This is a genomic window from Winogradskyella poriferorum (assembly GCF_050618035.1).
Classification (GTDB): domain Bacteria; phylum Bacteroidota; class Bacteroidia; order Flavobacteriales; family Flavobacteriaceae; genus Winogradskyella; species Winogradskyella poriferorum_A.
Genome location: NZ_JBODPY010000002.1, coordinates 335,374 through 354,859 on the forward strand (window position 1 = coordinate 335,374; position 19,486 = coordinate 354,859).

Sequence of the window (19,486 nt, forward strand, 5' to 3'; positions counted from 1 at the left end):
ATTCGTATGTCAACTCCAGAAGTTTTTTCATTAGCCAATCTCATGGCTATGCCAATGTGGCTTTTAATGATTGCCTTGCCTAAATGGAAGGTTACTCGATTTTTAATTGATTTTAAAATCATTCCACTTTTACTTTCGGTTATTTATGCCATTTATATCATCACTTCAATGTTAAGTGGTCCACCGATGGATTTTGGAAGTTTAGAATCAGTGATGTACCTATTTACTTTTGAAAATGCAGTGCTGGCAGGTTGGGTACATTATCTTGCTTTCGATCTGCTCGTTGGGATGTGGATGTTAGATGAGAACAAAACATTAAAAATTCATCCTATTCTTATGGCGCCTTGTTTAATAGGAACCTTTATGTTAGGGCCTATTGGATTTATGATATTTATGATCATTAGAGCTATTAAAAAACAAAAAGCGTGAAGCACTTAAAAGCAATCTTTAAAACCGTTAAGCGGGAAAGTCCAATCCTGTACCTTATCACGATGGTCCTTTTTACAGGTGCGGTTTTGAGTATTCCAGCAATGCTTATGGACGATCGTGAAATTATGGGCATTAATATTTGGATAAAACCCTTTAAGTTCTTTATCTCTACAGCCATTTATACCCTAACCGTAGGCTATATTATTACGTTCTATCCGTTCTCCAATTTAAAATCTCATATTATTCGAAACTTGGTGTCTTGGACGATGCTTTTTGAATTAGTCATAATTACAATACAAGCAATTAGAGGTGAACTATCGCATTTTAATACAACTTCGGCACTCAACGGTATTTTATTTGGCCTTATGGGCATTTTTATTGGTATCAATGTACTTGTTATGGTATTCATGGCTTTTGAAACTGTACGTTGCAAACTCAAGCTTTCTAAAGTAATACAATATGCGCTGTTTTTAGGGTGGCTGGTGATCATCTTTGGAAGTTGGATTGGCGGTCAAATGATTGAACAGATGTCGCATAATGTTGGTATACAAGATGGAGGAGAAGGTTTACCATTACTAAACTGGAGCACCATAGGTGGTGATCTTAGGGTTGCTCATTTCTTTGGGTTACATAGTATTCAGATCATTCCCATCTTTGCTTTTTTCATAACTAAAAAAGTAAAAACAAGTTTCAAGATTCAAATCCTATTAGTTTCTGTATTTGCTTTATTATTCGCTTCGTTTGTCTTTTACACCTATTATCAAGCGTATCGAGGCTTGCCTTTTATAGCATGAAATATAGCCTATTGAAAATGCCATTAAAATTTACTAACTTGTTGTAAAATAGAAATCTATGTTTTTAATGGTAATTGAGGTTAGTGATTACATGTCTAGAGTAGAGGCTTCTCAATACACCATTTTCACCCAGAAATTTCATTCTAGCGTATCTAAAACCATTCAAAAGCATAACGGTGTTATAAGAAAGGCAGACAATAACCACTACGCTGTAACTTTTAATGATGTGAGTAGTGCCATGCAATGTGCATTGGATGTTCAATATAAATTTAAATATGTAACACCAAAGCATAAATCCTTTAGTCGTCAACTTAAAATCGCTTTAATAGAAAGTGCTGATTATAATGCCAAAGCTTTAGCCAAGTGTTTAGAGTACTGTGAATTTATAAAAGATCAGTTGGTAATCTCATCGCGCGTTAAGGCAGAATACTTAGAGCAGAATACACATGCTAAAATCGATAAGACATTAGTACGAGTCCTTAAAGAAAAGGAAGAACACTTTTTTAATGGGTTTATGGATTATCTTGAAACCCACTGGGGACGCGATGACTTAAGTATTCATCATTTTATCAAAGCCTTAAATATTACTTACGGTCAACTGTTTTGGCGTTTAACCCGCTTAACCGGTCTAACACCACGAAAATTTATAAAGCGCTTCAGGTTACATAAAGGTATGTTGATTTTACATCGCCAGCGTCTAAGTATTACTGAGGTTGCTAAACGTATTGGCTTTAAAAGCGCGACACATTTTTCAGATAGCTTTCTAGAAACATACGGTATACGGCCATCAAGATATGTGCAACAGCATACTTAGATTTTGTGTTTTTGTTACTTCAGTAATTATCTCATGTATTTTAAAACCGGTTTAATTATATATTAAATAATCGTAAACAGTTTAATATCAATAGTTTTAATTATTGATTTTGAATTTCTATTACCTATATTTATAACATTAATCAATCCACCTTAGTAATTTATTATTACCATGAAATATCTTTATTTAGTCCCCCTCGCATTATTATTTTCACTTTTTAGCCATAGCCAATTACAGATTACAGCAACAGATACAGAGTTTACAATTGATTTTGACTCTACAGTTTCTGATGTAAGTAATGGAGCTTTTGATGCATCGGGTTTTACACCAACGCCAGCAACGGGTCAATTGGACTCAGATGCTTGGGCAATTGCAGGATTTAGTGATGGAAGTTTAGCTTTTGGAGGATCAAATATTACTGGTGATTTCGCAAGAGGAACATCAACTGGTGGTAAGACTACAGGAGGTATCTACGCCTTTGAGACAAGTACTGGCAATTACTCGTTTGGTATCCAACCAGGTGGATCAGATTTTACACCTGGAACCATTACACTTAAAACACAAAACCAAACAGGTTCTACGGTAACCTCAGTGAATATAGAATATCTTCTCAATGCTTTTAATAATGAAGAAAGAAGCAATAGTTTAAATTTATCATATAGTACGGACGATATTGCTTATACTGCAGTACCTTCAATGGATTTTACTACTATACAAGGTGAGAGTACAAATCCAACTTGGGAATCTTCTTTGAGAGGAATTACAATTACAGGTTTGTCTATTGCGGATGGTCAAGATTTTTACATTCGTTGGACTGGTAATGATAATGGAGGAAGTGGTTCAAGAGATGAATATTCTATTGATGATATATCTGTATCCTTCGAGCCCTCAGTTTTTAATTTTGGATATGATGGTACCACATGGACGCCAAGCGATCCTTCCTCAACAGGAACGGCCAGAGCATTAATAGTTCAATCTGGAGCGCCAGTTGTATCTGCTAGTATTACGTGTGATAATTTAATTCTTGAAGCCGGAGCTGGCCTAGATTTAACTAGTGGAACAGTTACAGTTAATACCCTTGCAGAATTTGAGTCCTCTTCAAATAGCTATTCTAGTATAAGATTTAATGGAGGAACCATAAGTGCTACAAATGCCATTTATAATAGATATACAAACATTGGTGGTGCAGGTGTTACGGGAGGTAACGATTTAATTTCACCACCAGTAACAGTATCCGATTTTGGAGACTTTGTAATTGCAAATCCAAATCTTGTGTCTAGTGGTTCAGTAATTGCATTTGCCACATTTAATAAGGATATGGATTCTTATGATAATTTGGACTCTACGACTAATGGTGATGATGCATTAGGCTCAACTGTTGGTTATAGATCTGCAACTGTAGATGGTAGTACGGTTTCATTTGAGGGCAGTCTAGTAACTGCAGATAGTGATGCTACCATATCGGTTGGTACTGGGACTTTTGGCAAATGGAATTTAATAGGTAATCCTCTACCAAGTTTTTTACGAATTGGTAGTTTTTTCGCTTCAAATGATGCTTCTAATTTTGATGTAAACAACGTGGCAATTTATGGTTATGATGCCGATGATTCTGACGGAAGCGTTTGGACCATATGGGATTTAAATACAGATCCTAATTCCACTATCGCACCAGGACAAGGCTTCTTTGTGGCCTCTAATACTGGAGGCGGTAGGACAATTAGTTTTAATCTTGCAGATACAAGGACAGGTGTAGCTGATGACGACTTTATTGCTGGTCGTACTAATACTACCAATTATGCGCACACTATGTTATTGTTGTTAGATACTGACGTTAGTTATGAGACTAACATTTATTTTAGGGATATTAATACGAGAGGCTTAGACCCTGGATATGATACTGGTGCCATTTTTAATAGTGCCGATGGAATTTTCACGCATCTGGTAGAAAACAATCAAGGTGTAGAGCTATACAATCAATCCTTACCATTTTCAGATTTATCAGATATTGTTGTGTCTTTAGGTGTAAAATCACCAGCTTTAGAGGAAAGAACAATTCGATTAGATCCATCTTATACATTACCAAGTGGTATTAATGTCTACTTAGAGGATAATGTTGAAAACGAATGGACACTTTTAAATACTAGTGATTATGTGTTTACACCTAATACGGAGTTGGTAGGTGTCGGACGCTTTTATATTCATTTTTCTTCGCAGGTTTTGTCAAATCCTGAAGCTGATTTAAGTACGATTCAATTATTCGTAGATAATAATTTGAAGCAATTACAGATTAATGGGTCATTATCTAAGAATACGAACATATCAATTTATGATCTTCAAGGTAGAAGTGTAACACACAATATTCTTAATACTGCATCTAGTTACAATACAGTAGATGTAAGTCAATTTACTTCAGGTCTTTATGTTGTTGAAATCGTTGATGGAAACAAGAGGATTAGTCAAAAAGTAATTATTAGATAAGCTTACTTTAAATATTTCTGAATTTAAACTTTTGTTTATACCATATGCTTTTGGGATTTGCATAGTCATATTTCACTTTGGTAATAATTACTATATTTGAGTGTATATGATGAGCAACCCTAACAAGCATATCATTCTTTTTCTTTGGCTTTTGCTACTAACTACTTGCCAAAATGAAGCTTCAAAAACCGATAAAGATTACAATCCTATTGTAGCCAATTCTGTAGATCGTGATTTAGATACGATTAAAGAAGATGGTGTTTTACGAGCCCTTGTGGTCTATAGTAGTACCAGTTATTTTTTATACCGTGGACAACCCATGGGTTTTGAGTATGAATTACTAAGACAGCTTGCCGAGCATTTAAATCTTAAGTTAGAGATTGTTGTGTCTAAAAATCTGGACAATGAATTTGAGGTTCTTAATAGAGGCGATGTTGATCTTGTTGCTCATGGAATGACGATTACAAAGCAACGACAATGGGAAGTTGATTTTACAGAATACCTCTATCTCACACGACAAGTATTAGTGCAACGCAAACCCGATAATTACAGACAATTGTCGTATAAGTCTTTGAGTAAAGCGGTGGTAAACGATCCAATTGAACTTATTGGCGATACGGTTTCAGTGCGGAAGAATTCCTCTTATTTTGAACGTTTACAGAGCTTATCTAATGAGATTGGAGGCGATATAATTATAGATACCTTAGACAGTTCATTGTCTACAGGAGAAATCATAGATAAGGTGGTGAGTGGTGAGATTAAGTATACTATTGCCGATGAGAATCTTGCTAAAATAAATGCGTCTTACAGTCCAATATTAAAGATTGATGTTCCAATTTCTTTATCGCAACGCATTGCTTGGGTTACGCGCAAAAAGTCAAAACTGTTTAGAGCAGAAATTGATAAATGGATTCTATCAAGACGAAATAAGAAGGCCTTTAATATTGTATACAACAAGTACTTTAAAAACAAGCGCTCCTTTAAAAGACGCACTAAGAGCGATTATTACAGTCTTACCAATAATCAGATAAGTCGTTATGACGATCTTATTAAAAGCTATGCCAAAACCTTAGACTGGGACTGGCGTTTGTTAGCAGCTCAGGTCTATCAGGAATCGCGTTTTGATCCTACAGCAAGTTCGTGGGCAGGCGCAGAAGGACTCATGCAGGTTATGCCAAACACCGCAGAAGCATTAAATATTAGTGATCCTTCCAACCCTGAACAAAGCCTTAAAGGTGGTACTAAATACCTTAGGCAATTGTATGAACAATTTGCACATATACCAGATAAGCTCAACCGTATTAAATTTACTATGGCTTCTTATAATTGTGGTCTTGGTCATGTACAAGATGCACAACGATTGGCCGAGGTTAATGGATTAGACCCAATACAATGGGAAGATAGTGTAGAGGATATGCTACTCGCTTTACGTTATCCAAAAAACTACAACCATAAAGTTGTAAAATATGGTTATGTACGTGGCTCAGAACCCGTAAATTATATAGCGCAGATTTTTGAACGCTATAACCATTACAAACAGTTTATAGATTAATTGTTCTAGAAGGTAACTTATACTTTATTGACATAGTATGTTAATAACAAGTAAGTTAAACTTTGTTGGATTAGTCTTATGCATGCATAATTTTATTATTTTTGAGCAATCGAAGTTCAGTTAGGGTAACTTTGATATCCAACCTAGTTATAGCTAGGTTATTCCCTTACTAATAACTATAAAGCACCTTTTTGGTGCTTTTTTTATGATAAAATAGTGAAGTTATAGGTTAATATTATTGTTTTAATTGGCTGAATGTATAGATAACTTTAATGCAGACGTTGAATGAAACATAAAGTAATTGATTTGTATAAATCGCTAAAAAGAAACATTTAACGTAAAAACACTTAAAACTCTTGACGGGACCTCAAGAGTTTTTTGTTTATTAATCATAAATAGATTTAGTTTAATAGCAGAATATCTGTTAGATAGACTATCAAACCTTATTATACAAATGTTCTATAATTTATATTATGTAAAATAGTATTTGTGGAGACCAACAATCATCTCCTCTATATCTTCACGATTAATTTTCTATTGTTTGTTGAGTTTATCTAAAGCAGATTGAGCACTTTTAGCTAATGCACTTTCAGGATTTATAGTAATAACTTTATTATAGGACGCTTTGGCGTCATCAAAGTTTTTGGCAACAGCTAATGCATCACCTAAGTTCTTCCAAGATATTTGAGAATTTGGATACGCCTTTGTCGTTAATTGCAATATTAATAATGCGCCATCATTACGCTCACCACCAATCATATTAAAAGCCGCTTTATTGAACTGGTCTTCAAAATCAATAAAGCTATAACGTTCATCTTTTACCATTGCCATGGTATCGCGCTGTAAACGTTCCATATCACCTGCCATAAATAAATTCGTAAGATGTTCCATAGGATTTAATATAAACCCTTCTGTACTAAAGGATAAGGCTTTTTCTAATACAGGATCTTCACTATTAGCATATTCAGCAAAGGTCATGTCTACTGGTACTTGTGGGATCGTCCAATCGCCGTTTTCCCATTGTGGTTTGTCCTGCCACCACGCAAAGGATAAATACACTGGTAACTTACTATTTGGTAATAATACACGTCTATTATCACCATAAAAATTAATATTCTCACCACTAGGTTCGCCTACAAATACCACATTAGTATAGTTATGCAACTCGTTTACAAGATTCTGACAGGCTGAAAATGTACGTCTGCCCACAATAACAAAGAAATGCCCTGGCCTGTTTATCTTTTCGGATTTAATGATGCCAGTGACGATTGGCTTATTCTTATAATTATTACCACCACCATTGAGTCGTACATCTAATATGAGTTTCTCCACGTCATTAGTATCAATAAAGTCAAACAGCTTGGCATAGAATGTTGGTATATCCTCTGATGGATCGTCTTGTATTTGGCTATGACGTACGTAAACCGTCTTTTCTTCAGGTAAATATTCGTAATAATAGATCTTATCTAAATGCTTTAAGTATAACGGTGTAACCTCTTGATTACGTGAACTTAATAATTCTTCATCTTGTGTAATGTAACCATAACTTGTACGGATTTGATCTGGTGTAATCGACTCTAAAGTATAGTCGAAGGTTTTACCCTCTTTTTCTACGGTGAGTGTGATCGATTGTTTTAAGGATTCAGTAATCTTTTGAGCATGTAAAAACTCTGGTATACTCAAATAATTAATACCATAGCCCTTATAAAATTGTTCATTTTCAACAGGAAAAGCAGGTCGCATTAAGTTAATGGCCTCCTCTACCTCTACACCTTCTATTTTAAGAAGCTTTGCACCTAATATGGCTTTGTGAGACTGCTGTGTACCTTCAATAAAAACACCATCTTTAAAATGATATAGATTCACTGGTAACTTATGGAAGTCCATAATACCATCGCGATTTCCTACAACGGTATGACCATATTCAAATAACGCCACGATTCTTCGAAAACCTACTAATATCTCATGTTTTTCTAGTGTTGGAATAGCTTCATGGAATTCATCCACAGCTGTATTAAAGGTTTCGGATGTTACTTTTTTAAATAAGAAAGGATATTGTTCGTTTACCGTATTTTGAAGAAAACGCAGGTCTTCCTGCCATTCTGCAGTTGTTGGGTTATTTTGTGCGTTGATTGGTGCAACTAAAAAAACTGCCAGTACAAAAATAAGTACATGAAACAGACGATTGATTGGTGGTTTCATAGGATTGATTGTTGATTGATTCTGTTTTTAGACCGCAAGAAATTTGGCAATGCCAGTTTCCTGTCTATGTATTAATAGACCACGATAACACAGAAATGTTACAGTTTGAGGTGATTAATTAATCAAACTTGTTTAATCTTAAAATACCTCTCTAAGCATTTGCTTAAGACTCTCCCAAGATTTAGCATCGGCATCTGCATCATAGGCAAAAGGCATATTAAATTTTTCGGCATTGGCATCTGCTGCTTTAGACGTAAAACTATGCAAGACATCAGGATAAGAAATGTATTCATATTGTGCCCCAATAGAATCCATGGCCTTTTTAAAGGTGGTCACCGATTCTGGATTAACAAATGGGTCTGCACCTCCATTGCATACTAGGACACGAGCTTTTAGTTGGTCATTTGGCATTACAGGTAAAGCAACACCACTATGAAAAGCCGCAACACCATCTAAATCTGCACCACTATTCGCCATGGTGAGGACCACACTCCCACCAAAACAATAACCTATGGCTGCCATTTTATCACCATCGACCATATCGTGCTGCTTCAAAAGGTCTACGGCCGCATTAAAGCGTGCTTTTGCTTCAGGTAGATTCATAAATACACTTTGAGCAAACTTCCCTGCATCTTCTGGATGTGAGGCCTGCTTACCATCACCATACATATCTATGGCCATAGCTGTATACCCTAATTCTGCAAGCATATCGGCACGTTCTCTAACATAATCATTATGGCCCCACCACTCGTGTACAATTAAAACTGCTGGTCGTTTTGTCGTTATACTTTCGTTATAGGCGATGTACCCCTTCAAATTGGTAGAATCGGTAGCATAGGTTACTTCCGTACCTTTTATTTTTATCGTTTCAACTTCTTCTATGACTGTTTCAGTAGTTGTATTAGTATTGTCTTTACAGGAAAAACCAAAGACCAACACTAGTAGCACTAGTATAATTATAGACTTTCTCATTTTATTCAGGATTCGTTAGTTACCTAAATATAGTAATATTATTAATAGCCGGCAGCTTGTCCATCTTTTCGACTCTCGGAAGCACCATGGTATACTTTGTTCTTATCGTCCCACATAATAGCTTGGTAACCACCATAGACACCTCTAGCCGTGCCGATACCATGTCCTTTGTCCATTAACCCTCTAATCGTTTCATAAGGAATTCCAGACTCTGTTCTTATAGTGCCTGAATTAGTTGTGGTTTTTCCCATTGGACTAGCACCACCAGTATGATCCCACCGAGGCGCATCACCTGCCTCCTGAAGATTCATACCAAAATCGATGAGATTCATAACGATTTGCGTGTGTCCCATAGGCTGAAAATCACCACCCATAACACCAAAACTTACAAATGGCTTACCATCTTTGGTAATAAATGCTGGGATTATAGTATGAAAAGGTCGCTTACCAGGTTCATAAGTATTTGCCTGTCCACGTTTTAAACTAAAGAGCTCTCCTCTATCCTGAAGCATAAATCCTAATTTAGGAGGCACCATCGCTGAGCCCATACCACGATAATTACTTTGAATAAGGGATATCATGTTACCCTCCTTATCAGCTACCGTCATATAAATAGTATCACCTTCTGAAATTTCACCAGCACTGTAGGTTGAAGCACGATCACCTATTTGCTCACGTCGTTTATTGGCATATGCATCAGATAATAATTCTTCAACAGGTACATCAAAGAAATCCATATCTGCATAGTATTTGGCACGATCTTCAAATGCTAACTTTTTAGCTTCTGTAAAGAGATGCAGATGTTCTACACTTCCAAATTCAATATTAGAAAAGTCGTAACCTTTTAAAATCTGAAGCATTTGTAAAGCGGCTATCCCTTGTCCGTTTGGAGGTAATTCCCAAACATCATAGCCTCTGTAGTTTATAGAAACAGGTTCTACCCACTGTGATTTATGATTTGCTAAATCTTCAGCAGACAAAAAGCCTCCTTGTGATTTAATGAAATCACCAATAGTTTTTGCAATGTCTCCTTTATAAAAGGCATCTCGCCCACCTTCAGCAATTTTTCTGTAGGTATTGGCTAAATATGGGTTTTTATAAATCTCACCTTCGTTAGGCAACTTACCTCCATTTTGATTTATGTAAGTGTCTTCGATATTAGGAAACCCTTTTGACTGAAAATAAGGCACACTGCGTTGTAAATACCAAGCAATAAGTTCGGTTAAAGGAAATCCATTATCAGCATAAGAAATAGCTGGTGCCAATATATCTGAAATCGGTTTTGTTCCAAACTTTTTATGAAGTTCAAACCATCCATCAACTGCTCCAGGCACACTTACTGGTAAAGGCCCTAGAGAAGGTATTTTAGTCATTCCTTCTTTTTCAAAATAGTCTAATGTCAGACTCTGTGGTGAGCGACCACTCGCATTTAGACCATACAGTTTTTGTGTTTTAGCATTCCACACTATGGCAAAAAGATCGCCTCCAATACCACAGCCTGTAGGTTCCATAAGGCCTAGCGCTGCATTTGCCGCAATAGCAGCATCAATGGCATTCCCACCATCTTTGAGGACATCTAAGCCAATCTGAGTCGCTAAAGGGTGACTTGTAGCTACCATTCCATTCTGACCTAAAACCTCAGATCGTGTTGCAAAGGCTTCGCCTGTAATACGATCTTGTGCTTGAATGAAAACGGGTAATGCAAGCACAAAAACTAAATAATAAGTATGTCTTTTTAATTTTTCTAATTTCATAGCAATTTTTACTTTCTTTCATTAATCTTTATCGCTGTCTATAAATTCATAGCCTTGATTAATTCCTTTTTCAATAGCCGGAACACCACGATCCATCCATACTGGTAAAGGTTCACCTTTAAGATAATGATCAAAGAACTGTGCCATACGAATATTAAAATCTATACGATTCTGCATTTTTAAAGGCCAATGTGGTTCATCATTATAGTTTAAGAACCAAGATGGTTTCCCTAATCGTCTTAAACTCACAAAGAACTCTATGCCTTGATACCATGGTACATGTCCATCAGCATCATTGTGCATAATTAGTAATGGTGTGTTAATCTTATCGATATTGAAGATCGGAGAATTCTCTATATAGCGCTGTGGATATTCCCATGGTGTGCCTCCTATTCTACTCTGCGTATGCTCGTATTGGAATTGACGGCTTAAACCTGTCCACCAGCGTATACCACCATAAGCACTAATCATATTAGGTACAGGAGCACCAGATTCTGCGGCTTTAAATATATCGGTCTTCGTCACTAAGTAGGCTATTTGATAACCTCCCCAACTATGACCTTGTACACCAATATTGTCTTTATCTATAAATCCTTTCTCGATGAGCATCGTCACACCAGGAATCACACAATTAAACGCACTTTCTCCTGGATAGCCATCTCTATAGTACACATCTGGATTAAAGATGACATAACCACGACTCGCATAGAATGGATAGTTTATTGTACTACGACCATAACTTGGAGCACGATGGCGATATAATCCATCCGAACTCTTTTCATAGAAATTAACGATTAATGGATACTTCTTATTAGGATCAAAGTTCTCTGGCTTTATTAACATCCCTCGTAATGATTTACCATCTAGTGAGGTCCATTCTACCATTTCTGATGTTCCCCAATTGTAATCACTCTGTTGTGGATTAGCATCGGTTATCTGCTTTGGTGACTTAAAACTTGTATTAGTCGACCAAAAATTTGGGAAATCAGTAAATGACTCTCTAGTATAAATCAGGCGGTTTTTCTTATCGTTTTGTGCCATTCTAAACTGACCATATGAATAAGGGCCTTCCATTAATTGCTTAACAGCCTTTTGTTTTGGGTTATAGGAAGCTGTACCTCCATATTTTGAATCTTCATTGAATGTACTCAACATCCAATCTTTATCATTTGGTATGGAGCGCTCTTCTCTATCTAAGCGCACATAGCGGTAACGTAGTTTTGATGCTCTACCCTTAGTAAGGTTTTCTGAAGCTCCAGTTTCTGGATTAAAAGCCCAAATATCATAACGATCATAAATAAGAAATTTGTCATCATCATCTGTCCAACCTGCAGAACCATAGCTGTAAGGATCATCTGGATAGTCGTGCAACTCGTTATAAAATTGTCGCCCTTTAGTTAAAGCTGTATACTTTAAAGTCTCAAGATTATAGGTAAACCATGTGCTATCCTTTCGGCTGTAACCATACATGTATTTCCCTTTTGGACTAATAGCCGAACCTCCATATACTTTTGAAGCGATAGGCTTACGTTCTCCAGTATTTAAATCTACACGCTCCAAATCCATAGGACGTTGTGCTGTCCATTGGCTTTGTAATAAATAAGGGGTTTGATTACCAGTTACTGCATAATTGCTATTACCTTCATCACCATAACGCGCTAAATCATAGTCTAAGTTTGCTATCTGAACACTTTTCTTTTTATCAAAATCATATAAGCTCAAATACGATTTTTTCTTATCGTCGCTTACATCGAGTTCTTGTACGGTATATAATCTTGGTTCATCATAGGTCCAAACTTCAACGTTGACAATTTCTTCATCTAGCAACGTGGTATCCTGAACAATTGGCTTTGTTCTTAAACCATAAAATAAACGACTCTCATTTTCTGAAAATTGAAGTCTACGATCGCTTGAAACCAATAGATCTGAATTATTCTTTTCTGAATCAACAATGAGATTGGCTTCTTTATCTCCTAAATTCCAAACATAGAGTTTAGGCATTTTAATTAGACTTTTTGTTGAATCTGCGTCGACTACAAAACCTGCACGTTGGCCTGAATCTGATATCCCTAATTGTGGATACTTTGTTTTATGATGACTGGCTAATAATAGACTTTTGGAAGCTTTATCAACATCATAATGATATACGCCTCCTCCTAGACTATCAACAACACCAGAAGTTGCATAAACCAAGTGACGACCTTCTTTGGCAATAGCATAACTATATACATATTTTAGTGTGTCTTCAGTTCCTGTTTCTAGGTTTCTAATCACCAAATGAAAGCCATTATCTTTTGAAACTTTCTTTAGCTTCTTCTTTACTTTTAATGTATCCTTTTCCTTGGCTTTTGCCGTATCCTTCTTTTTCTTTTTCATCTTTGTCGCTTCTAGCATATAAGCCACTACACCACCCCATTTTTCTGGCATTCTAAAGGACTTTACATTGGCAATCTTATTAATTGAATTGCCATTTATATCATAGATAATTAAAGTGTCTTTAGGCATATCTTTCTTCTTCATCTTGTTGCGTTTCATTTCACGAATACTGTCTTTATAAGCATTTACTGTAAAAGCTACATGCCTAGAATCGTATGAAAATCTAGCGTCTCTTGCGCGTTCATAGGAGAGTATTTCCTCGCCATTGGTTGTTTGAACATGAAGCGTTTGATCTTTCTCTTCTGGTCCAAGATTATAAAGCATATAATCACCAGAATTCGAAATTTCTACGGGTCTAATTCTATTCCATAAGGCTTTATCCTCATGTTGCATTACTTTTTTTTGTGCATTCAAATTAACTGTGAGCAATAAAAAGGAGAAGATTACAAGTAGTCTCATAAAGTGTTTCATTTTAGTTTCTGTTTTCATAACCACGTCCTGGTGTATATGGAGCACCAGCGTTTATAAGTTGTTGTTCTAAGTTTTTAAGGTCTTGATTAAAAATACGCTCCATCTTTGATTTAATGGCCTTAACTTGGTCTTTTGCAATAGTATAGCTATCTCGATGGGTTTGTGTTGGCGTTGCGGTAGAATACTTTTGCTCGTACCCAATTGATCCTAATCGACTTGCTGGTGATGGTGGTTGATCTATATCTAAACGACGTTTTACCGGATCGCCATACATTTCAATTTGTAGTGCATCTAATTGATTTTCTATAGCTACAACTGAACCAGATAAGTTTCCTAAGGGTTGCTCGGCACGTTTAATAGCTTCTTTAATGTATCGCAGTTTATTACGAGACTCTGACATTAAATTTTGCGCGATACCAAAATCTGCTTGTAATTTTGCCAATGCTTTTTGAAATGCCACTTTCTCCATTCTGTTATCCGCAGGCATTTCAACATTATTCAAGGCTTTAACTTCAAAGGAAACTGGAGAAGTCAAATTAGTTACATTTCCATCCTTAAGTAAGCCCATTTCCACAGTGTAATTTCCTGGTGCTACAAGCGTCCCTTCATCTCTACCTCCAAATGGGTTATAGAATGCTGGCTGTCGCAAATTAATAGGATTTTGAAGAGTGTATCTTAAATTCCAGTGGAAGCGTTGTACGCCTTTCTTGGCTGGTCTAAATTCTTTCTTAACCACTTTACCGTCAGCATCCTTAATAGTAAACACTAATTCATCTTTAGACTCCTCACCTTCTGCCTTAAGTGCCTCATAACTTGGATAAGGCGTATCCTTATTAGATTTTAATAATTCCTTTTCAGCTTTCTGACGTTCGTCTTTCAAGGATTTGAAATCTTTATTGTAGTAATAGGTAATAAGGGCTTCTGGCCCCAGGTTATCTGCCGTATAGAAATTATCACCTTGGAAGGATTTTCCAGGTAATCCTAGTGGGCTACTCTGCTCCCACATTAAAGCGGTTCTTACCGGAAATATTTCTGCCTTATCTGCTGGTTTAGCATTCTCAATATTTCGTAATACCGAATAATCATCTAGGACATAAAATCCTCTTCCGAATGTTCCTAATACCAAATCATTTTCACGTTCTTGAATGGCAATATCTCTAACAGCAATGGTTGGAAGTCCATTTTTAAGTTGTTTCCAGTTCTGACCTTGATTAGGCGAAAAGAAAGCACCAAATTCCGTACCTACAAAGATTAATTCTTGGTCAACATGGTCTTCTTCAATCGCATAGACGCTGCCACGTTCAGGAAGATTAGACTGAATTGCTGTCCAACTCTGCCCTTTATTAGTAGACTTAAAAATATAAGGCTTAAAGTCACCAAATTTATGGTGATTAAAGGCCACATAGATTACATCTTCATTGTGTTTCGATAAGTATACACTATTTACATAAGATTGACTCGGAGCTCCAGGAACGCTAGATATCTTTCTCCAACTCTGACCACCATCTTCAGAAATATATATAAGACCATCGTCAGTTCCAGCGGCTAATAAGTTTTTATTTAATGGTGATTCCGAAAAGGCTACAATACTACCATAAAGAGAAGTAGAACCATTTTTCATAACGGCATCAATACTTACCACACGATCATACACTTTGAGGCTATTTCTATCAATCTGTTGCGACAAATCCTCACTTAAAACCGCCCAGCTGTTACCATAATCATCTGATCTAAACACTTTCTCAGCTGAGAAATATAACCTTCCAGGCACATGTCTACTAACGACTAAAGGTGCATCCCAATTAAAGCGATACGCATTCTCACCTTGCCTTGCTTTAGGTTTAATACCAACAGATTCTCCACTTTTTTTATCAAAACGCACTAAACCGCCATACTGTGATTGTGCATAGACAATATTTGGATTGTTAGGATCAATTTGCGACTCAAATCCATCACCTCCATTAGTTATGAACCATTCAGAATTACGTATACCATGATTGGTTAATACACGTGAAGGCCCACCTAAACTAAAGTTATCTTGGGTACCACCATAGATATTATAAAAAGGATAATCATTATCAACTGCTACTTTATAGAATTGTGTGACTGGCAAGTTCTTTTTAAAATCCCAGGTCTTGGCTCCATCAAAAGTTTCATAGATACCACCATCACAACCTACTACAAAATGTCTGTTGTTATTAGGATTAATCCACATACAATGGTTATCTACGTGTTTGGTGTCCTCTCCTACTAAATTGAAAGATTTGCCACCATCATGAGTTACAGACATCCAAGTATCCATAGAATACACGGTATGCTCATCGACAGGATCGGCTATAATCTCTTGGTAATAATTTCCACTTGTAACATGTGAGCTACGCTTTTCCCAACTCGCGCCTCTATTGGTTGACATAAAGAATCCGCCTTTACCATTCGCCGCTTCAACAATAGCGTAAATAATTTCAGGGTTTGCAGGAGAAATGGCCAAACCAATACGACCTAATTCTACATTAGGTAATCCAGTTTGAATCTTAGACCAGGTTTTACCACCATCAATACTTTTATGAAGGCCAGATCCTGGTCCTCCACCTACATAAGTAAATACGTGGCGACGTCTCTGTAGTGTTGAAGCATACAATACATTAGGATCTCTTGGATCCATAACCACATCATTAACACCTGTATGTTCATCTACCTTAATAATAGAGCTCCAGGTTTCGCCACCATCTTCTGTTTTATATAATCCACGTTCACCGCCTTTACTCCACAATGGACCTATAGCAGCGACATAAACAACATTAGAATCATCTGGATGAACAATAATTTTCCCAATGTGCTCAGATTTTTTTAAGCCCATGTGCTTCCATGAATTTCCACCATCCATGGATTTATAAATTCCGTCGCCATAAGCGACCGAACGCTGATTATTATTTTCACCAGTTCCAACCCAAATTACATTAGAATTGTTAGGGTCCATGGTTACGCATCCTATGGAGTAAGAGCCTTGTGAATCAAAAATAGGTTTATAAGTAACACCAGAATTCACTGTTTTCCATACACCTCCAGAAGAGGTTGCTACATAGTACTCAAAAGGATTATTAGGATTAAAAGCAAAGTCTGAAATACGTCCAGAAGTTAATGCAGGACCAACATTACGCCATTTAAGACCTGAGATACTGATCTCATCTAGTGGTGATTTAGTTGTTGTGTTCTTTTTAGATTTTTTTTGGGCATCACAAACTGAGCTCATACTAAGCAATACGCTCAGTATAACTATAGATAATTTTTTCATAGTGAAGAAATCTGATGGTTGGTTAGATTTTATTTGAATTAGTTGATGTCTAAAACTTGGAATTAATAAGTAATTAACGCACAAGTTTTAGATCCTTAAAGATACTTTATTTGGGTAGCACTATTTCCAAAGAAAATTATAAAATTTAGAAGAATTTCATCTCCATTTAAGCAAATTGTACAATGAAAATCATATCTAAGAATTTATCCAAATCTTACCGTTTGTCGAGGATTGAAAAAAAATAGTGTTTTTAATCGGTTGATAATTGCCCTTTATCAAAAAATTAAAATGCGAGCTTAAGGTCTATGTAAATTCGTTTTCGGATTGCCCCAGAATCTATTTATTAAACCTAAAAGTTATGGATACAAATTTTTCTTTATTTAATCAGATCAATAGTCTTTGTTACTGGTTACTTTCATTTAGTGATTACAGAACTTCTATTAACCTTGATGCAGATAGCGATATGTATAGCGTTTGCATAAAACATGGTGGTGTTGAATTGTACAGTAACGAAATTAAAGGATTTAGCAAACGCAACCCTCGTTTTCTAGAAAACGAATTAGATGCCATTGTGGCCGGACTACTACATTTAAAACAGAACGTAGATACACGCAAGTCTGCATAAAGCAAATTTTACTTAATAATTAATTCAAAATTTAAAACCGGTGTATTCATCGGTTTTTTTGTTAGGTGAAATTTAAGAATAATTAGTATAAAATCTCATTAGAATACTTTTTGGTAATGAAAACTGTGGCTTAGTTATAATTTTAAATCCCTAAACAATGGCCTCATTATTCTATCATGTATAAATTATCAAATGCACTAACACAATAACAAAAAATATTGGGAGACTTTATATTTAGAAAAAATTAAGGTGTAGTTAAAGCTTTTTGCGTGAAATAATAATTATTATATTTTTGCGTTCGTCTTTATTTTAGACGTTATCTTTAATGAGAAATATTGCCCTTTGTTTATTATTTTTTGTGTGTACAATTATAGTACAGTCACAAGAGAACCTTCAGAATAAAAGCTTAAAAATTAAGCTTCCACTGCCTTCTTACAACAAACCTATCCAACCAAAAGAAGTTGAAATTCCAATTGTTACTAAAGATCGCATTTTAAATGCTTCAAAAATTGACATTAAAGGTGCTTTTTGGGATACAACTGTTTACAATCCATACAAAGACTATGTGATAGATTACCCTTTTAGATTGGAGTTTCAGGATTCGGTTTATGAATCTCCTATAAATAAAGAAAAAGTCATCACCTCGCGCTATGGCTGGCGTCGTGGTCGTGCGCACAAAGGTATAGATATAGATCTTATAACGGGTGATTCTGTAGTTTCTATGTTAGATGGTATTGTACGATTTGCACGCTATAGTCATGGACATGGCAGAACTGTGGTAGTGAGACATTATAACGGTTTAGAAACCACTTATGCGCATTTATCTCGCATTGCTGTTAAGGCCAATGACACTGTGTCTAAAGGTCAATATTTAGGTAAAGGTGGGAATACTGGAAACTCAAGAGGAAGCCATCTGCATTTAGTGACGAGTTATAAAGGCGAGTATATTCATCCTGAATATTTGTTCGATTTTTCTGAGGCAAACAAAATTAGAGCTAAAGAATTATGGGTAACTCAAAAATGGACCAGAGCACATTTTCATAATGCTAGGCGTCGTTCTAAGTTGGCACTATATGAAACAAAAGAAGACGCTGATAAAAGTTTGATTAAACAGACCAAAGTCTATGTTGTGCGCAGTGGTGATACCTTATCACGAATTTCAAAACGAAACAACATAACAATTGCTTCAATCTGCAAGACCAATTCGATAAGACGTAATTCCACCTTAAGAATAGGCCAAAAATTAATTCTAGAGCTTTGATTTAATGGGTATATAAAAATCTTCTTCGGATTTATCACTACCATTAATGTACTTTTTACCCATGACCTGAAAATGAGGTCTGTCATCAATTTCGTAGCCAGAATTTGGTAACCACTCCCCTAGAATTTTCCTGTAGAGACCACCTGCATCCATACCTTTTAATACAAATACCGCATATTCACCTTCTGGTATTGTAAAACCTATGTGACCTTCAGGTATATGATTAAGATCCTCAACTTCAGCACAAGCCATTATTTCATAAGACTTACTGGTATCATTAAAATCGCCATAATATTGTAAAGCGATAAGTTCTTCATTTACAGTATTATTGATTTTAAATTTATTTGGCATGAATTGCTTCCAAAGCGCAATAATATTGTGCATTTCGCCATGATGCATTGTGCCTTGCATTCCGACAACATATTTTTCGGAAATTGTAATGATGTTAGGGTTCAAAATATGAGGT

At 36.0% G+C, this 19,486-nt stretch carries 13 protein-coding genes; 7 read left to right on the top strand and 6 right to left on the bottom strand.

From position 1 onward, the window contains the following. Positions 1 to 6 precede the first annotated feature (6 nt). The 5 genes from ACRHOC_RS06340 to ACRHOC_RS06360 all read left to right on the top strand — a co-directional run bounded on the left by ACRHOC_RS06340 (position 7) and on the right by ACRHOC_RS06360 (position 6,067). Positions 7 to 429 (top strand): ABA4-like family protein, encoded by a 423-nt coding sequence (locus ACRHOC_RS06340; RefSeq protein WP_431157746.1) that lies wholly within the window; start codon positions 7 to 9, stop codon positions 427 to 429. Further along, positions 426 to 1,223, top strand: coding sequence for a hypothetical protein (locus ACRHOC_RS06345; RefSeq protein ID WP_431157747.1), 798 nt, complete (start codon positions 426 to 428; stop codon positions 1,221 to 1,223). The genes ACRHOC_RS06340 and ACRHOC_RS06345 overlap by 4 nt, the downstream gene beginning before the upstream one ends. A gap of 58 nt (positions 1,224 to 1,281) precedes the next feature. Then, the gene (locus ACRHOC_RS06350; protein ID WP_431157748.1) at positions 1,282 to 2,037 is read left to right on the top strand and encodes a helix-turn-helix domain-containing protein; all 756 of its coding nucleotides are present in this window, start codon (positions 1,282 to 1,284) and stop codon (positions 2,035 to 2,037) included. Positions 2,038 to 2,208: 171 nt separating this feature from the next. Beyond that, a complete protein-coding gene (locus tag ACRHOC_RS06355; RefSeq protein WP_431157749.1) occupies positions 2,209 to 4,515 on the top strand; it encodes a T9SS type A sorting domain-containing protein in 2,307 nt (768 codons plus the stop codon). A gap of 106 nt (positions 4,516 to 4,621) precedes the next feature. After that, on the top strand, positions 4,622 to 6,067 hold the full coding sequence (locus ACRHOC_RS06360; RefSeq protein WP_431157750.1) for a transglycosylase SLT domain-containing protein: 1,446 nt from the start codon (positions 4,622 to 4,624) through the stop codon (positions 6,065 to 6,067). Positions 6,068 to 6,601: 534 nt separating this feature from the next. On the opposite strand, the gene ACRHOC_RS06365 is transcribed toward ACRHOC_RS06360, so the two are convergent. From ACRHOC_RS06365 to ACRHOC_RS06385, 5 genes are all read right to left on the bottom strand, one after another. Beyond that, entirely contained in the window at positions 6,602 to 8,269 is a 1,668-nt protein-coding gene (locus ACRHOC_RS06365; protein ID WP_431157751.1) for a hypothetical protein, read from the bottom strand. Between the two features lie 138 nt (positions 8,270 to 8,407). Then, positions 8,408 to 9,241 carry a dienelactone hydrolase family protein gene (locus ACRHOC_RS06370; protein ID WP_431157752.1) on the bottom strand — a complete coding sequence of 278 codons (834 nt, stop codon included), beginning with the start codon at positions 9,239 to 9,241 and terminating at the stop codon, positions 8,408 to 8,410. A 41-nt stretch (positions 9,242 to 9,282) separates the two neighbouring features. Then, positions 9,283 to 10,995, bottom strand: coding sequence for a gamma-glutamyltransferase (gene ggt, locus ACRHOC_RS06375; protein WP_431157753.1), 1,713 nt, complete (start codon positions 10,993 to 10,995; stop codon positions 9,283 to 9,285). Between the two features lie 21 nt (positions 10,996 to 11,016). Beyond that, positions 11,017 to 13,830, bottom strand: coding sequence for a prolyl oligopeptidase family serine peptidase (locus tag ACRHOC_RS06380; protein WP_431157754.1), 2,814 nt, complete (start codon positions 13,828 to 13,830; stop codon positions 11,017 to 11,019). A gap of 13 nt (positions 13,831 to 13,843) precedes the next feature. Beyond that, a complete protein-coding gene (locus tag ACRHOC_RS06385) occupies positions 13,844 to 17,134 on the bottom strand; it encodes a glycosyl hydrolase (protein ID WP_431157755.1) in 3,291 nt (1,096 codons plus the stop codon). Between the two features lie 358 nt (positions 17,135 to 17,492). On the opposite strand from ACRHOC_RS06385, the gene ACRHOC_RS06390 reads away from it, so the two are divergent. Further along, positions 17,493 to 17,759 carry a hypothetical protein gene (locus ACRHOC_RS06390; RefSeq protein WP_431157756.1) on the top strand — a complete coding sequence of 89 codons (267 nt, stop codon included), beginning with the start codon at positions 17,493 to 17,495 and terminating at the stop codon, positions 17,757 to 17,759. 325 nt (positions 17,760 to 18,084) lie between these two features. Beyond that, positions 18,085 to 19,020 (top strand): peptidoglycan DD-metalloendopeptidase family protein, encoded by a 936-nt coding sequence (locus ACRHOC_RS06395; RefSeq protein ID WP_431157757.1) that lies wholly within the window; start codon positions 18,085 to 18,087, stop codon positions 19,018 to 19,020. On the opposite strand, the gene ACRHOC_RS06400 is transcribed toward ACRHOC_RS06395, so the two are convergent. Further along, positions 19,009 to 19,476: a GyrI-like domain-containing protein gene (locus tag ACRHOC_RS06400; RefSeq protein WP_431157758.1), complete on the bottom strand. Its 468-nt coding sequence runs from the start codon at positions 19,474 to 19,476 to the stop codon at positions 19,009 to 19,011. The two genes, ACRHOC_RS06395 and ACRHOC_RS06400, sit on opposite strands and share 12 nt — an antisense overlap. Positions 19,477 to 19,486 lie beyond the last annotated feature (10 nt).

Coding starts and splice junctions, on each gene's coding strand:
- ACRHOC_RS06365 (WP_431157751.1), bottom strand. CDS start 8,269: ATGAAACCACCAATCAATCGTCTGTTTCATGTACTTATTTTTGTACTG.
- ggt (WP_431157753.1), bottom strand. CDS start 10,995: ATGAAATTAGAAAAATTAAAAAGACATACTTATTATTTAGTTTTTGTG.
- ACRHOC_RS06340 (WP_431157746.1), top strand. CDS start 7: ATGTCAACTCCAGAAGTTTTTTCATTAGCCAATCTCATGGCTATGCCA.
- ACRHOC_RS06390 (WP_431157756.1), top strand. CDS start 17,493: ATGGATACAAATTTTTCTTTATTTAATCAGATCAATAGTCTTTGTTAC.
- ACRHOC_RS06360 (WP_431157750.1), top strand. CDS start 4,622: ATGATGAGCAACCCTAACAAGCATATCATTCTTTTTCTTTGGCTTTTG.
- ACRHOC_RS06350 (WP_431157748.1), top strand. CDS start 1,282: ATGTTTTTAATGGTAATTGAGGTTAGTGATTACATGTCTAGAGTAGAG.
- ACRHOC_RS06385 (WP_431157755.1), bottom strand. CDS start 17,134: ATGAAAAAATTATCTATAGTTATACTGAGCGTATTGCTTAGTATGAGC.
- ACRHOC_RS06380 (WP_431157754.1), bottom strand. CDS start 13,830: ATGAGACTACTTGTAATCTTCTCCTTTTTATTGCTCACAGTTAATTTG.
- ACRHOC_RS06395 (WP_431157757.1), top strand. CDS start 18,085: ATGAGAAATATTGCCCTTTGTTTATTATTTTTTGTGTGTACAATTATA.
- ACRHOC_RS06355 (WP_431157749.1), top strand. CDS start 2,209: ATGAAATATCTTTATTTAGTCCCCCTCGCATTATTATTTTCACTTTTT.
- ACRHOC_RS06370 (WP_431157752.1), bottom strand. CDS start 9,241: ATGAGAAAGTCTATAATTATACTAGTGCTACTAGTGTTGGTCTTTGGT.